The sequence below is a fragment of the Myxococcales bacterium genome, assembly GCA_022184915.1.
Taxonomy (GTDB): domain Bacteria; phylum Myxococcota_A; class Polyangia; order Fen-1088; family Fen-1088; genus JAGTJU01.
Genome location: JAGTJU010000002.1, coordinates 160,507 through 175,583 on the forward strand (window position 1 = coordinate 160,507; position 15,077 = coordinate 175,583).

Below are 15,077 nucleotides of genomic sequence, written 5' to 3' on the forward strand. Positions count from 1 at the left end.
AGTCGCGTCAGCGGCGGGCCGCGACAACGGCGCTATCGGTTTGCGCCTCGCTTGGTAGGTCGCCTGCACTGATCCGCTGCCACAAATCGAGCATGGTCAGAAACGCGCTCAGGGCCAAGGGACCCAGCACGAGACCGATCGCCCCGAAGAGGGAGATGCTGCCAAGGATCGCAAAGAGCACCACGGCGCCGTGTGAGTGCGTATTGCCGCGGGCCAGATAGGGCCGCACGACGTTGTCGACCAGTCCCACGGCCACCATGGACCAGACTGCCAGAAAGACCGCTGCGTAGAGGTGTCCGGCCAGGGCCATGCCGGCGGCCACGGGGAGTGACACGATCGCCGTGCCGATGCCGGGAAAAAAGGACGTGAAGAAGGTGAGCAAGCCGAAGAACAGCGCCTGAGGGACTCCGGCTATCAGGTACCCCACGGTGGCGATGCTGGCTTGAATGATCGAGGTCAGGAGGTTGGCGCCGAGGATGGTGCGCGACGTCTCACGGAACCTTTGCACGATGGCGCCGGTGCGGGTCGGGTGCAGGGGCAAAACCTGAACCATCCACCCTCGCAAGCGGGGGCCATCCATCAGCAAAAAATAGAGCGCGACGATCATGAGCACGAACTGCGTGAGCAGGGAGCCCATCACCGTGAGACCTCCCACGGCCTGTCGCGCAACAGACGCGGTCACGCCCTTGCTGGCCAAGGACGACAGCGTGGTGGGCAAGGTGGCGATGAACTCCTCGACGCGGGTACGGAGGGCCTCCGGGAGAGCCTCGACGAGGGACTGGTATCCCCGCTCGGCGATGAAGGTCTGGACCAGCGCGATCACCTCGTCGAACTGGGAGACGGCCATGGCGACCAGGCCCGCGATGGGCAGCAGGATGAGGATGTTGACGGCGAGGGTCACGACGGCCGCCGCGATCCAGCGCCGCCCGCGCAGGGCCTGGCAGATGCGCTCGTGAATGCCGGAAACCGCGGCCGCAAGGAGGCTCGCCATGAGCAGAGGTTTCCAGAACGGAAACAGTGTGGCGCCCCAGATCAGCATCGCCGCGAACAAACACCAAAACGCGAAGCGGCGGTTGGGCGGCGGCACGCCGGCGGCGGGCTGCGGGGAGGTCTCTCCCGCTGCTTGCGGGCTCTGACTCTTCACGGCGCGGCTCATCTGTTCTTCATCACCAAGCCCGCGTTCAGGTAAGTGGCGTACCCGCTCCAACCGAGATAGGGCAGCATCAGACCCGCCGCCAGGCCGTCGACTTTGCGGGCCTCGGCCGCATAAGCTCCGATCGCAGGCACGAGCGCGGTCGAGACCGCGAGCGCCGCCCGCAGGCGGTGCGCGCCGAAAAAAAGTGGCGACCAAGCAGCGTTGAGTGCCAGCTGCGCGGTCCAGAAGCCGAGCGCGCGCTGCCTCGCCCGGGAGTCCTCCGCTCGGAACACGCGCCACGCGGAGTAGGCCATGCTGGCGTAAAGGAAGGTCCAGACGGGACCAAAAACCTTCGCCGGTGGGGTACCCCGCGGTTTTTTCAGACGGCGATACCAGCGGCCCGACCCCGAGGCCTTCGCGCCCACGAGGGCCGCGGCAACGGTGCCTCCGACGATGAGCCCGCCGGCGACAGCATGTCTCACCCAGCTCTTCGATCCCCACGCGCAGGTGCGGCTCGGTGTCATGGTTCTCGTACCTCCCGAGCGGCTCGCTGCACGGGGCATGCCGCCCGCCCGCGTGCGCGCGTGGGGGCCACGCGGGCCAAGCGCCGTGTCGGTGGGGTGACGGCGTAACGCTGTCGCCACGCGCCTCCGGGCCGGCCCCTCTCAGCGTGCAGGCGTACCCTGGCGAATCACCCCACACGCCACGCGGCCCCCCGCATCTCCCGAGGGCTGCGAGCGCAGATCGTCCTTGCCCGCGTGTACGATGAAGGCGCGTCCCACCACGTACTGTGGGCCTATCGTGAGCAGCGGCAACGAGGACCACAGGTCTACCCGGGCCACGCCCTGGGCGTCGGCGTCGATGTTGCCGAAGTCTCCGGAGTGATGCCGTTGCTCCGGGTCGTCAGGGCTGCCGTGGGGATGCCCCTCGGGGGCAAAGTGTCCACCGGCGCTCGTGGCATCGGGCGCGCTACAGTCTCCCGTTTCGTGGATGTGAAAGCCGTGGAGGCCCTCGGTCAGGCCGGTCACGGTGCCCGTGATGTGAACCCGTTCACCCTGCCGCTCGAGCACGAGCACGCCTTCCACGGTCTGGTTCCTCGTAGGGACAAGCAGGACGTGGGCGAGGGCGTCCCGGGCAGAAGTTCCTGCCTGTGCGGCGTCCCGTTCGGGCGGGGCCGCCAAAGGTGCCTGCGACGCCGGGGGCATCGTGCTGCGGCAGGCAACGAAAAACGGTGAAGCGAAGGCCGCACAGGCAAGACCCGTTGCGAGCCGCGCGCGTAAGTTCATTGATGTCATGGCTGTCTCCCGTGAAGCGAACGCCCTCACGTCGAGGGCGCCCTTTTGGGATGCTTACCAGGTACGGGGCGTCTCAGCCCGCGCGGTGGTTCTGTCCACCCGCTTACGAGGCCGCGCGCGCGGGAACGTCCGCCTCGAGACCGAGCCGTCGTCGAAAGTCGGCGACGGTCTCCGCAATGCCCCTTTCGAGCGGAACGGCGGGGCCCCATCCGAGCGCCTCGCGGGCCCTGGTGATGTCGGGCTTGCGGCGAACGGGGTCGTCTTTCGGCAGAGGGTTGAAGACCAGGGGCGCTTGCGAGCCCACTTCTTCCTTGATGATCCGCGCGAGCTCCAACATGGTGCTTTCGCGGGGGTTCCCGAGGTTCACAGGCGTGGCTTGCAGGTCGCTCTCCATCAGGCGCAAGAACCCCTCGATGAGGTCGGTCACATAGCAGAAGGAGCGTGTCTGTTGGCCATCTCCGAACATGGTGAGCGGCTCGTCCCGCAGCGCCTGGACCACGAGGTTCGAGACCACCCGTCCATCGGCCTCGTGCATGCGGGGCCCGTAGGTGTTGAAGATGCGCGCGATCCTAAGGGGCTGCCGCGAAAAAAGTCGATCGTCTCGTCATGTCGGTACGGTCGGGTGGATGGTGTAGTTCCACTCGCCGTGGAAGACGTTGGGATCGAGATTCACGAGTGCGAGGTCCTTGTCCGAGACGCGGCGACCCTTGGCGTAAGTGCGACTGTCGACTCGGCTCTTCACGAGCAGTCCGGTCGTCGTCGTCGTCGCTGCGATTAGATTGACGATGACTTGATGGGTGACCAGAGGCTTTCCGCGCCAGTTCTGGGTGATGAAGGAAAACAAGCGGTGCTCGATCTTGTTCCACTTGCTCGTTCCCGGAGGCAGATGACAGACGGTGATGGGGAAGCGCAGGTCGTCGACGAGCTTTTGTAGCTCGAGCTTCCATAGGCGCAGCCTATAGCCGTTGCTTCCACCTCCGTCCGCCGTGATCACGAGCGAGGTCGCGTTTGGATACCTCGAGGCGCCCATCTCGCTCCACCAGGTGCGGATGCTCTGCACCGCGAATTCCCCCGTGTCGTGGCTCACGCCAACGCTGACCCACGCCTCGTTCTTCTGGAGGTCGTAGATGCCGTACGGTGTGGCGCGTCCCTTTTCGTCGTCGACGAAGTCGTGCACGTTGACATCGACCGGATCTTCCTTCCCGCTGAGCTCGCGGCCGCCGTTCTTGTACGGTCCGACAAGCTCTCGTTTCTTCGTGTCCACAGAGATCGCCGGCTCGTTCGTTTCGAGCTGTCGACGGAGTGTCTCGTTGATGTGCTCAAACTGAGCGTTTCGATCTGGATGCTGCGCGCCCTCAAGCCGCTTGCGATTCGCCTGGAGACTGTAGCCGAGCTCCTTGAGCAGTCTTGAGACCATCTTCATGCTCGTTTGGTGCCCCTGCTTCTTGAGCGCCTCCACGAGATTGCGCTGGCTACGAGCTGTCCACAGAAGCGGCGACTCGGGATCTCCGCGTGTCGTCGATTCTACAAGCTTCTTCAGATCCGGAATCAATCTCGGATCCTTCTCGGTTGCCTTCTTGCGCCCGGCGCCTGGTCGACGGCTTCGCGTTGGCGGTAAATGCCTCGCCGTCCCGTTTTCGATCGCCCGTACTTCGGCGATCCCGCGCCCCACCACGCTCGGTGCCATACCCGTCGCACGAGATGCAGCGACAATGCCGCCGTAGCCAAAAGCGATCGCCTCGTTCGCCACGAATAGCCGCCGAGCTCTCTCTGTCAGACTCCCCTTTATCTTGCCGTAGCGATCCCGTATCTCGGATTCACGCCGCGATCGTTCCTTGGTCATGCACCTCCAATGGAGATCCTCCTCGCAGATAAAGTCAACCTATTTATTTCGCGGCATGCCCTAACCTCGAGACCATACTGGCTGGCATAGGCGACCGTGAGAGATTCGGCACACCGTTTCCCTTCGTCGTAACAGGAGCGAGGCCCTATCGGGTTGACGTGCCCCCAGTAGCTTTCGGGTTGAGGGTGGATCGCTGGGTCACCGTAGACTTCCGAGGTGGACGCGATGAGCACGCGGGCGTGGGCTTCGCGGGCCACTTCCAGCACGTTCAGGGTGCCTTCGACCGCCGTACGGATCGTGCGCACCGGATTGCGCTGGTAGTGAACGGGCGAGGCAGGACAGGCCAGATGATAGATCTGATCGATCTCCATCGTGAAGGGGATCTGGACGTCGTGCCGAACCAACTCGAAGCGGGGTTTGCCCAGCAGACGTTCGATGTTGCGCCGGCTTCCCGTGAAAAAATTGTCGAGACAGACCACCTCGTGTCCCTGCGCCAGCAGGCGTTCGCACAAATGCGAGCCCAAAAATCCGCTGCCGCCCGTCACCAAAATGCGCTTCATTCGCATGTTGCCCCCTGCCTTTGTCCCAAAGTTCGCCGGGCAGCTCCTTGCGTCGCACGTGACGTGTGAGCGCGCCGCCCCGACTTCGCGCGAACGGATGCACCCGGCATGCCACGAGGGCTACTGGTGGGGATGCCCCTCAGGCGCGGGTGACGACCCGGTTTTTCCCTGTGTGTTTCGCTTCGTAGAGGGCCTGGTCGGCGGCGAACACCAGTCCCTCCTCGGCCATGCCGGTGGCGAGCGTGGCCACCCCCACGCTCACCGTCACCTGGAACGGACGATCCACACCTTCCCCCGTGTGAACGAGGCTGGCGACCCCCGCGCGGAGCCGCTCTGCCAGCACGAGCGCACCATCCATGGCGGTTTCGCGCAGGATGACGGCGAACTCTTCGCCGCCGTAGCGAAACACGGCGTCTTCCCTCCGAATCGCCGCCGACAGCTGGCCGGCAACGCCCTTGAGGACTGCATCGCCCACCGGGTGTCCGAGGCTGTCGTTGACGCGCTTGAAGTTGTCCACGTCGACCATGATCAAGGAGAGCGGGCGCATGTGCCGACGCGCCCCCGCGCACTCGGAGGCCAGCCGCTCGTCGAAGTGACGCCGGTTGAACACGCCCGTCAGTGCGTCCCGTGAGGCCGCGGCGTGCAGCCGCTGATGCATCTCCTCTTCGAGCGGATCGAGGTGAGTCAGCCGTAAAAGCGTGGTGGCGCCCGCGCGGATGACGTCCCGGGCCTCGAGCACGTGCCGGGTGACCGGGCGTTCGTTCACGAAGGTGCCGTTCCGGCTGCCGAGGTCCTCCAGCACGAAGGCCTCACCCACGCGCTCGATCCGCAGGTGCTGACGCGACATCCCGTCGTCCTCCAGCAGGAAGTGGGCTCCCGCCCCCCGACCCAGCACCCAGTGTTCACCTGGCCACAGCCGCAACACCCGGCCTTCGTAGGGGCCCTGCAGCACGACCAGGCAGGGACGTCGGGGGCCTTGCGCCGGGCCGACGGAGGGGGCCGCCGGAGCCGCCGAGAGCAGAAGGCCCGTTTCGTCAGGTGCCACCGCTTCGGGCACCGCATCGTCTTCGCCATTCATGTTGGTCCGTGCGTTCGTATCGGCCTGCGAGGTCGTGCTCCGGGGGGCATCGACAGCCGCCGCGCCTGCCTTGAGACCGAAGCGGGGCCCCTTCGGGGCAACGACGTGCCCCAGGTGGGCCGGGTGCTGTCATTGAGGGCGCGCCCCCCGCTCTGGCGCGGCCCCTTGTGCGTGGTATCCCCAGCGCATGTCGATCACCTCCGTGTCCCGTTTGCGACGCATCGGTTTCGTCGAGGGCCTGTCGTTTTTGGTGTTGCTGCTCATCGCCATGCCTCTCAAGTACGCCGCAGGTATGCCCCTGGCGGTCAAGTACGTGGGCTGGGTGCACGGCGCGCTCTTCGTCGCCTACGTGGTGGCGCTCGGGCAGGCGACGTCGGCCATGATGTGGCGTCCGCTCACAGCGGTGGCCCTGTTCGTGGCTGCGGTCGTGCCGGGAGGAACCTTCGTGGCCGATCGCTGGCTCAAAAAACAGGTGGCACCCGACCCGGTGATGCCCTCCGCCGCCGCCTGAGCCGCGGCGGGGTGACAGGCACCGCCGGCCGGAAGTGAAGCGCCGGGCACCCTGAGCCCCGGCGTTGCGCCAGACGCGTCAGTTCGCGGCGGGGGCGGCTTCGTCTTCCGACTCTTGCTCGGACTCTGTCGCGGCGCCCTCGGCGGGGGCGTCCTCGGGCGGTGCCTCCTTCGTCTTTTCGATGCCGTACATCACCACGCGCCACTGGTTGTCCTCGTCCTGCACGACCGTGACGGACTCGAGGGCCGGCGCGTTCTCGAACAGGCTGTGGTACGAGACGACGACGTATTGCCCTGCAGGCTGGAGCTTGTTCGTGTAGCGGGTTTTCACGAAGTGCCGCCGGGTGAGGGCGCCGAACGATCCGCGGGCGCCCGTGAGGCCCTTCGTCCAGTCGCCCTTGCCCACCGTGTTTTGCAGCCGCGAGGCCGCCGTTTCCCAGCTGGTGGCGAAGTCGCCCCGGTCCACGTCGAGCAGCCACGTGCCGGCAACGACCTGGGCGTTCATGCGGGCTTCTTTCATGGCCTCGCGCGAGAGCTTTTGCAGCGTTTTGGGGGCGGATGCGCTGGCTTCGGACTCGGCTTGGGGGCCGCTGCTGGTGGTCGCACACGCCGTCGTGAACAGGGCGGCGCCGACGATGCCGAAGGTGGCGTGGCGCAGCCACGAGACAAGGGAGGCGGGGGGGCGAAGGGTACCGTTCGTCATGGTGAGGCGAATCTAGTCGAGGCCGGTGCCTCTGTCATTCGGGGGGGTGGCCCGCGCGGGGCGGCCGCTCCCCCGGCGCTCCTCAAGGCCCGTCGAACTGCGCCTTCGTGAGCAGCCGCACGCCCGTGATCGACCACTCGATGGCAGGGTTGCTGTTCTCCACGTGCATCAAGATATCGATGCGTCCCAGGGCCTTCGGGTCGAAAGACGTGCCCGAAAAGTCTTGTTCGAAGCTGAGACGGATCCGCCGCCAACTCGTGGTGATCGCGTTCGTCCCGGAGCTCTTGTAGCCGCTGGCGCCCGAGTAAAGGGCGGCGTTGAATCCGCGGGCGAGGCTGGACTTCGCATAGAACTCGAAGCCTTCGTAGCCAGACACGTCGAGGGGCTGCCAATCGGCGCGCTTGCCCCCGTTGCCCTTGTCCGCGCGGAAGTTGATGTTCCAGATGAGGTTCACGGCGCCCGGGTCCTCGGTCCGGCTCCACAGCGCGTACTTGGTGCCGGCGGGCAGGGCGGGATCGCTGACCTCCTTGGGCTCGATGGGGATCTGCTGCACATTGGAGACCGTGACACCATTGTTGAGGCGCATGTAGCCCGGCTTGGCGTCGGCAGCCACCACCTTCGAGATGTCCGGCGACAAGCCCGAGAACATCACACCTGGGCCTTCGGCTGCGGGGGGCGGCCCCTGCGTCGTGCCACCCGTGCCGGTGCCACCCGTGCCTGGCATGCCCCCTTGGGCTTGCCCCCCTCCCATACCACCCACGCTGGCGCCACCGCTTCCGCCCGCCCCGCCGGCCTTGGAGCCACCGCCGCCACCGGCCTGGGTACCGCCGCTGCCTCCCGATGGGGAGCCGCCGTTACCACCGGCCTGGGAGCCGCCGCTGCCTCCCATTTGGGAACCGCCGCTGCCGCCGGCCTTGGAGCCGCCGCCTGCGCCACCCCCTCCGGAGCCGGCCGCGTTACCTCCGCCGCCTCCTTCGCCCGCCACGTCGTCGTCACCGTCGCTGGGGCTGCTGCTACAGCTCACGGCCAAAGAAAGCACCATGGCCGCGGCAAGGCCGCGAACCGGAACCGCACGTCTTCGTTCCACGGCTTCATCAAAGCCGAAACATGGGCCGGGTCCGGTTGACAGGTGTCAATGCAACTTTGTGAGCGCGGCCGTCGGCGTGCGGTCACCGGTAGCCACTCGGTACCGATTCTTTGCGGTTCGGTGAACGCCTTTCGCCGATGCGTCGCGCCAAAAAAAAGTCGGCGCTTAACGAGAGGCCCGTCACTGGACGGCGGGAGATGAGAATTCCTCTAGTTTCGTCCGAGAATCTCGGTAAGCTTCGCCAGCTGTGCCGCTAGCTCCGCGATCTCGGCTGCCTGCTCCCAGCTTCGCGTCCCGCTCCGCCACGGCTGCCTCGAGAGCGAGTACGCGCTCGTCATGGGCATTCCCGGAAGCAGTCTCGTCACTCTGGCTCACACAAAGCTTAGATCACGATCCGATCCCGCTGTCGATCCCCTTTCTGGCGTTGCAGACGAACTTCTTGGGGGTGAACAGTTACCCGCTACCTTCGCGTGCGTGACGTCTTGAAGGCTGTGGATATGGAAAAGCATGGCTACCAAAGCATTACCTCGATGATTCGATACACGGCTTCTGGGGGTAGTCCGCGCAGGGCTCGCAGTGCTTATCGATCAACCTTGTTCCTACAAAGAATTCGGCAGCCTTGAAGTCGCGGGCGGCTTTTAGCAAAAACCTCCCGGAGTCTGTTACTTGATCGAACATTCGCCGGTCGCCGCCATTTGGGTGCTGGCGAAGCCAGGGCAGAGGACGATATTTCACGAGGATTTCCGCATCGCTTTCGCGATCGATGTGAACGCTATCGAAAACGAGGCGGCCGGGAAAGTCGCGGCTTGGATGGTACCTTGGCAGAGTCTGTCTTGAAGTGGGGTCGACGTGTCGAGGGGCGCGGAGCTCGAGCGAAACGCTTGTCACGAATCCACCCCTCTCAAGTGTGGCAATGACGCCGAAATTGTCCCAGGTCATTGTACGGCGAATGTTATTTCCCGCCTCCCAGTGGTTCCATTCTATCGGGTATCTCATCGAGTACCCCACGACTCTGGCGGGCCCCAAAACGGCCTGCCACTCATCAGCCGTTTGGCACAGCGAGAGTTTTCGGCCGTTGAAGTCAAGGAGGTGGCTGTCGCTTTGAATCACCACGTCTAGAATGGGGCTGGGAAGTGGCAAGGGAGGGGCTTGCAAGATCTGCCGGTGTTCAGCCCAACATGAACACACGCATGCCACGCTCGCCCACGTGAGCATGCGTCGCGGGCTTATTGCGCCCGGCCGCCTCACACGAATTTCCGGCTCGGGTGAATTATGGACACCGAGCGTCTCTCTGTTTGCCTATGCATTCGCCTGCTCGGCGTGTTGTAGGTTGTCGCTGCGGGTAGAAATGGTTGCCAAGACGTTGCCTTGACGATTTAGTGCGCGTCTCCTTCCTGAATTCAGCGCAGGGTTCCGCAGGGGTTTCGATCAGCCAGCGGGGAAGTCGCGACTACTGCGAACTGGGCAACCTTGAAGTCGATGTCCGCTTTCAGGAGGAAAACTCCAGACTCGGTTGCGTGATCGAACATGAGGGGATCGCCGCCAGGCAGGAGCCAATTTCTGTGCTGGCAAAGCCACGGACGAGGGCGATATTTCACGAGGGTTTCTGCGTCGCTCTCGCGGTCGATGTGAATGCCATCGAGAACGAGCCGGCCGGGAAAGTCGTGGCTTGGATGGAACACTGGCAGAGGCTGCATTAGAGTCGGGTCACCGTATCGATGGTCGCGGAGCTCAAACAAAACGCTTGTCACGAATCCTCTCTCAAGGGTGGCCCAGACTCCGAAGGTGTCCCAGGTCATCGTACGTCGAATGCCTGCAGCTGGCTTCGCGTAGTTCCATTCGATTGGGTATCTCATCGAATGCCCCACGACTCTGGCGGGTCCCAAGACGGCCTGCCACTCATCAGCCGTTTGGCATAGCGAGAGTTTTCGACCGTTGAAGTCAAGTAGGTGGCTGTCGCTTTGAATCACGACGTCCAGAATGGGGCTGGGTGGTGGCAAGGGAGGGGCTTGCAAAAGCTGCCTGTGTTCATCCCAACACGAGCACATCACGCTCATCGCAATTCCGGCGACGACGCAGCTTGAAGATCTTCTCAAGCGTGCCCCCTCATCCGCTTTTCGATCTCGGGCGCGCCCAGCCGAGTAAACTGGTCTTGTCGTGCTTGATCCAAAAGCAAAGCGGCGATTTCTACCGTGACTTTGCGCCTTTCTGTCTGAGCGTGTTCCCTGCGCTCCTCCTTCGATCCCTGCTTCGACAGGCGCCTCAACGCAGCAGGATTCTTCTCTGCCCATGTCCAGATGGCTTCAATGATCCGTCGGGGTGTTCCCGCTTGAGCAGCGGCAAGGGCGGGGTGCGCCAAGAACTTCGTGGCAGCTGTCACCACCGTATCTGGGTCGCCGTCTTCGGAGTCCCAAGCCTGGTCGATCGCATCGCCCACGTCAGAAATTGCCAGTTTTGCCACTTCAGCCGAAAGCTCATGAAGCGGATGGTCTGAATGGTCCTTGGCCAAAAGTGAGTGAGTTGGATCCGTGGAGGTCTCGTCACCGAAGAAGGCCTCTTCGGCAGCTTCAACGACTGCCACCGTGCCCCTCATCATCTGAACCAGCCCTTGGACGATGAGATTGGTAAGTGCCACCCCCTGTTCTTGGGCCAATTGGGCCTGCCGGATCTGCTGGCGGCCAAGGGCGTCAAGGACGCGCTTCCACCAAGGCGCGTTCGCTTCCAAGATCTCCAACGCTGGAAAAGAAAGGACTTGTCTTGGATGGGCCACGAGCGCGTTGGCAAGAGGCAACAGAATGCTCGGCGCCATGTCAAGGGTGCCGAATGTGCCCGTAACCAACGGATAGAACCGTTCTGGCGTCATGGCCGTCCAGAGGTTGATCCCCGCAAAGCCACCCACATGAAGCGCGAGTTCGATATAGTTGCTGTGGGCAAACAGGTCTTCTAGTGTGTGTAGGGCCGAGCCCAGGTGGCGAAGCCCTTTCTCACTGCGGCCCGCGGACGCAGCCGCCTTGAGTTGCAGGGTCATGTGGCCCTTAGCGGTGGCGATGCCGCCGAATGGCCCCCCGTGGATGTAGTTCTTCATCATCGCGCGAGGATCCACCTCGATCTCGTAGGGTATGACCGGGCCGCGGAAGTCCGGATCTATGCCTGTGCCGTCGATGCAGCCTTTAGGGTTGTCGATATGCTCCTCGGGGCGATAGACCCCCACGCCCTTCAGGGTTGCCTCGAATGCGTCGGGAATCGACTTGAACTCTTCCTGGGCGAGCCCAGCAACATATCTGGTCACGAAAGCACGGGGAATGAGCGGGAACAAGGCAGGTCCCGCTGAGCCGAATCTGTGCACCCCCTTGCCTGCGATCCACTTCGGGTCCAGAAACTGGGAGTAGTCGCGGAGCCAATTTCCAAAGTAGATGTTTTCGATGTCCCCGGGTTGGTCGAAAGTTTTTCGCAACGCATCTTCGATCGACTGGTGGCCATAGGAGTGACCGACGACCCCTTTCCCGCGGCCGGCCTCGAAGTACTCGATGCGCGACAGGGAGACAGATTCATCGTCGTCGCCCTTCGGTAAGGCCTTGAGCGCTTGGTTTAGTTCCTTGAACTTGACTTTGACGTCGCGGCTTGCGCCTCGCCGCGTATAGATGCCAATGCTGGCTTCCTCTCTGCCGTCATAACGCAGGTTGAGCAAGGCATACGTGAATCGAACGCCTTCTTCACCTTCGGCGTCGGTCTTGGCAGCAGGTGTACCGGTCGCTTCTTTCTCCAGGTCCTGTCGAAGGACGTTGTCGATATGGTGGCCGAATTCGTGAATCAAGACCCTCAGGAGCAACCACGCTGATTCATTGTCGCCATCGGCAGCTGCGTTGACGAGTGCAGGATCAAGATAGACCGTGCGCGTTTCGTTGTCGTAGGAACCAGACGCTCCGCCCGCGAGCTCAATCGCGGGTCTTGTGAGCGAACCAGCCTTCGCCAAACGATAGAGCCTTCTATGCGCAGCCAAGCTTACATCGCCGCCAAAGTGCTGAATGCTCCACGCAACGAACGCATCCTCGCAAAAGAGCTGCGCTACACCTCGAAACTGAACGAGAGGCAAGTCGCTGGCGAAAGTTTCCCTTTCGTGCTGCTCCTTCAACTCCTTGAGCCTGGCCGGAGTGATCGCGCTCTCTCGCGACCCGAAACCTTTCGCCCTCGACGCCGGCGCGCGCAGCAACACAAACGCCCCTTGCGAAGAACCCGCTGGAGCCCGCAGGTCGACGATGCTCTTTGTCAGAAGGGAAAGGACGGGGTCTGGTAGGCAATTCCGACGTGCCCTGACGGCGCTCGAGACGATGGTTCGTGCTTCGGAAGCCGGGACGACGTCGTAATCTGCATCACGACGAAGGCGCACCGCAGATTCACGGCTTACGAGACGGTGGGCGCGCATGCCGATCGTGAACTCCCGGCCGAGAACCGCTATGAACGCGTCGTACGCACCCCAGATGCGGTCGGAGGGAGTGGCCGCAGGTACATGCCCCTCACGCACGAGGACCAACCTGCCCCAGCGAAGTGCTTCCATGAACACGGATACCATGGCTCCCGGAGCGGAGACGACCTGGACCGAAAACGCCCCGAGGGCGTCCAGGAGATCCCAGGCTGCACCGGTATGGCACCTAACCTCGTCCTCGATGGCTTGCTCGAGCGCGTGGTGCCCAGCATCGAGGTAAAGAGCGCTCTCTTCGCCCGGGTAAGTGGGACGACGTAGTTCAAATGAGCCCGCAAGCAGAGAAACCTTGAACGACATGAAGGTTTCTTTGTACGCCGCGTCGCGTGGCGACACAAGTGGAGGGGCCGGCCTGCGACCGGCAGGGTGAACGCGCATGAACACGCGGCGGCGTATCCCCGTCGCGGTCCGGCCCGCCAAGGGCGCCGCTGGGTCGCGAAGGCGTTTTGGGGCTCCAAGCGCTTCCTTGTGAATCTGTCCGTTTCGGGCGACGCTGAGCCCGAGGGAATTCGTGGTGTGGACGTGTCGATGAGTGGCGAGCCGATCATCCGGGAGCGCTTGCAGAGGTTCGTGGACCTCATGCAACGCGTGGTCCCCTTGCGTTTCCACGTCACCGATGCGCAGGGGGGCACGCTGGCTGGTGCCCCGGAGGGGGGCGCGCCGGTGGCCGAGGCCCCCGTGGTCGTGGGGCTCGTCGTGGCGGGGCGGGTGTTTGCCTTCGCCGCCGGGACCGTGGAGGCGGGGCGCTTTCGGGGTGTCGCAGAAGCCGTGGCCGAATATACCGTGGGGCTCATGGCCTGGTCTGCTGAAGCCGGCGCGGCGGGCCTCGCCGTGGCCCGCCTCGAGGAGCGCCTCCGCTTGGCGTTGCAAGCCACCACCGACGCCATCTGGGACTGGGACCTGTCGACCAACCAGACCTACTACAGCCCAAGGTGGTACGAGATGCTCGGGTACGAACCGGGGGCCTTCCCGCCCACCTTTGCGTCGTGGGCGGCGATGACCGATCCCGAAGACGTCGAGCGCACCGTCACCGTGGTCAACGCCGCCGTGGCACGGGGCGAAGGGTACGAGTCCGAGTTTCGGATGCGCCACGCTGATGGCTCGTGGCGGGTGATCCTCGGCCGCGGTCGCGTGAGCGCGCGCGACGCCGCGGGCAAGCCCATCCGCATGTCAGGAACGAACTCCGACATCACGGCGGTGCGCGAGGCCGAACAGGAACGCCAGCGGCTCGAGGCCGCTCTCTTGCAGCGGGAGAAGTTGAGCGCCATCGGGCAGCTGGCTGGCGGTGTCGCGCACGACTTCAACAACCAGCTCACCACGGTGCTCGGCTGCGCGGAGCTGCTGATGGCCGAAGAGCAAGACCCCCAAAAACGGGAGTTGGTCGCCGACATCTTGGCGGCTGCCATGCGCTCGGCCGATCTGACGCGCAAGCTGCTGTCGTTTTCTCGGCAGGGGAAGATCCAGCGGAGCGATGTCGACGTTCACGCGCTGGTCGCCGAGGTGGTGGGCGTGCTCAGGCGCAGCATCGATCGCCGCATCCGGATCGAGACGCGCCTCGAGGCGCCCTGCCCCGTGGTCAAGGGCGACGCGGCCGATTTGCAGAACGCCCTGCTCAACTTGGCGCTCAACGCCCGAGACGCCATGCCCATGGGAGGTGTGTTGACCTTCCAAACCGAAAACGCCGTGGTGAACCACGCGCCTTCGGCCGAGGATCTCGTGCCTGGGCGCTATCTGGTGCTATCCGTGATCGACACCGGACAGGGCATATCGCCCGAGGTCAGGTCTCGTCTCTTCGAGCCCTTTTTCACCACCAAACACGCTGGCCAGGGAACCGGTATGGGTTTGCCTTCGGTCTACGGCACGGTGCGGGCGCATCAAGGCGCGATCCGGGTGACGAGTGAGGTGGGGCGGGGCAGCGCGTTTTCGCTGCATCTGCCGGCGGTCGAACGGGGAACGCCCGTCGCCCGGCGCCCCAGCGAGATTCCGGGCGTGCCCCCCTGTCGTGTGTTGGTGGTGGACGACGAGCCTTTAGTGCGCGAGCAATTGGCCCGCTCGCTGCGCAGCATGGGCCACGAGGTGGACCTGTTCGCACGCGGGGCCGACGGGATTGCGCGGCTGCGGGAAGCTCCGCAGGCCTATGAGGTGGCCATCGTCGACGTCAGCATGCCCGAGATGAGCGGGCGCGAGACGCTTGCGTCCATGCGGCAGGTGGCCCCGGGCGTGCGCTTCATCGTCGCCTCGGGTTTTGCGCAGCAGGGAGAAGTGCAGACGGCTCTCGACGAGGGGGCGGCCGCCTTTTTGGCCAAGCCGTTCTTTCGTGCGGCTCTCGCGCAGGCTTTGGCGCAGGCCCTCGCGAACCCCCGCGGGGGCTGACGGTCCCGGTCGG

The 15,077-nt window shown here is 64.3% G+C and carries 13 protein-coding genes; 2 read left to right on the forward strand and 11 right to left on the reverse strand.

Annotated features, from left to right (window positions below; translation table 11 throughout):
• Positions 1–7: 7 nt before the first annotated feature.
• From KA712_08265 to KA712_08295, 7 genes are all read right to left on the reverse strand, one after another.
• Positions 8–1,156, reverse strand: coding sequence for an AI-2E family transporter (locus tag KA712_08265; GenBank protein MCG5052940.1), 1,149 nt, complete (start codon positions 1,154–1,156; stop codon positions 8–10).
• Positions 1,153–1,659, reverse strand: a complete 507-nt coding sequence (locus KA712_08270) for a tryptophan-rich sensory protein (GenBank protein MCG5052941.1) — start codon at positions 1,657–1,659, stop codon at positions 1,153–1,155. Before KA712_08270 ends, KA712_08265 begins: the two co-directional genes overlap by 4 nt.
• Before the next feature lie 141 nt (positions 1,660–1,800).
• The gene (locus KA712_08275; protein MCG5052942.1) at positions 1,801–2,430 is read right to left on the reverse strand and encodes a superoxide dismutase family protein; all 630 of its coding nucleotides are present in this window, start codon (positions 2,428–2,430) and stop codon (positions 1,801–1,803) included.
• A gap of 103 nt (positions 2,431–2,533) precedes the next feature.
• The gene (locus KA712_08280) at positions 2,534–2,965 is read right to left on the reverse strand and encodes a GDP-mannose 4,6-dehydratase (GenBank protein ID MCG5052943.1); all 432 of its coding nucleotides are present in this window, start codon (positions 2,963–2,965) and stop codon (positions 2,534–2,536) included.
• 69 nt (positions 2,966–3,034) lie between these two features.
• A complete protein-coding gene (locus tag KA712_08285; protein MCG5052944.1) occupies positions 3,035–4,273 on the reverse strand; it encodes an ISAzo13 family transposase in 1,239 nt (412 codons plus the stop codon).
• The gene (locus KA712_08290; protein MCG5052945.1) at positions 4,270–4,839 is read right to left on the reverse strand and encodes a GDP-mannose 4,6-dehydratase; all 570 of its coding nucleotides are present in this window, start codon (positions 4,837–4,839) and stop codon (positions 4,270–4,272) included. The genes KA712_08285 and KA712_08290 overlap by 4 nt, the downstream gene beginning before the upstream one ends.
• 133 nt (positions 4,840–4,972) lie before the next feature.
• Entirely contained in the window at positions 4,973–5,911 is a 939-nt protein-coding gene (locus KA712_08295; protein ID MCG5052946.1) for a GGDEF domain-containing protein, read from the reverse strand.
• A gap of 187 nt (positions 5,912–6,098) precedes the next feature.
• On the opposite strand from KA712_08295, the gene KA712_08300 reads away from it, so the two are divergent.
• Positions 6,099–6,422: a DUF3817 domain-containing protein gene (locus KA712_08300; GenBank protein MCG5052947.1), complete on the forward strand. Its 324-nt coding sequence runs from the start codon at positions 6,099–6,101 to the stop codon at positions 6,420–6,422.
• A 78-nt stretch (positions 6,423–6,500) separates the two neighbouring features.
• Here KA712_08300 and KA712_08305 read toward each other — a convergent pair whose 3' ends face one another.
• From KA712_08305 to KA712_08320, 4 genes are all read right to left on the reverse strand, one after another.
• Positions 6,501–7,124, reverse strand: coding sequence for a DUF4019 domain-containing protein (locus KA712_08305; GenBank protein ID MCG5052948.1), 624 nt, complete (start codon positions 7,122–7,124; stop codon positions 6,501–6,503).
• A gap of 82 nt (positions 7,125–7,206) precedes the next feature.
• The gene (locus KA712_08310; protein ID MCG5052949.1) at positions 7,207–8,211 is read right to left on the reverse strand and encodes a hypothetical protein; all 1,005 of its coding nucleotides are present in this window, start codon (positions 8,209–8,211) and stop codon (positions 7,207–7,209) included.
• A 1,400-nt stretch (positions 8,212–9,611) separates the two neighbouring features.
• Positions 9,612–10,010 (reverse strand): hypothetical protein, encoded by a 399-nt coding sequence (locus tag KA712_08315; GenBank protein ID MCG5052950.1) that lies wholly within the window; start codon positions 10,008–10,010, stop codon positions 9,612–9,614.
• A gap of 293 nt (positions 10,011–10,303) precedes the next feature.
• On the reverse strand, positions 10,304–12,991 hold the full coding sequence (locus tag KA712_08320) for a hypothetical protein (GenBank protein MCG5052951.1): 2,688 nt from the start codon (positions 12,989–12,991) through the stop codon (positions 10,304–10,306).
• A gap of 168 nt (positions 12,992–13,159) precedes the next feature.
• Here KA712_08320 and KA712_08325 point away from each other — a divergent pair, with 168 nt between their 5' ends.
• On the forward strand, positions 13,160–15,064 hold the full coding sequence (locus tag KA712_08325; GenBank protein ID MCG5052952.1) for a PAS domain-containing protein: 1,905 nt from the start codon (positions 13,160–13,162) through the stop codon (positions 15,062–15,064).
• Positions 15,065–15,077 lie beyond the last annotated feature (13 nt).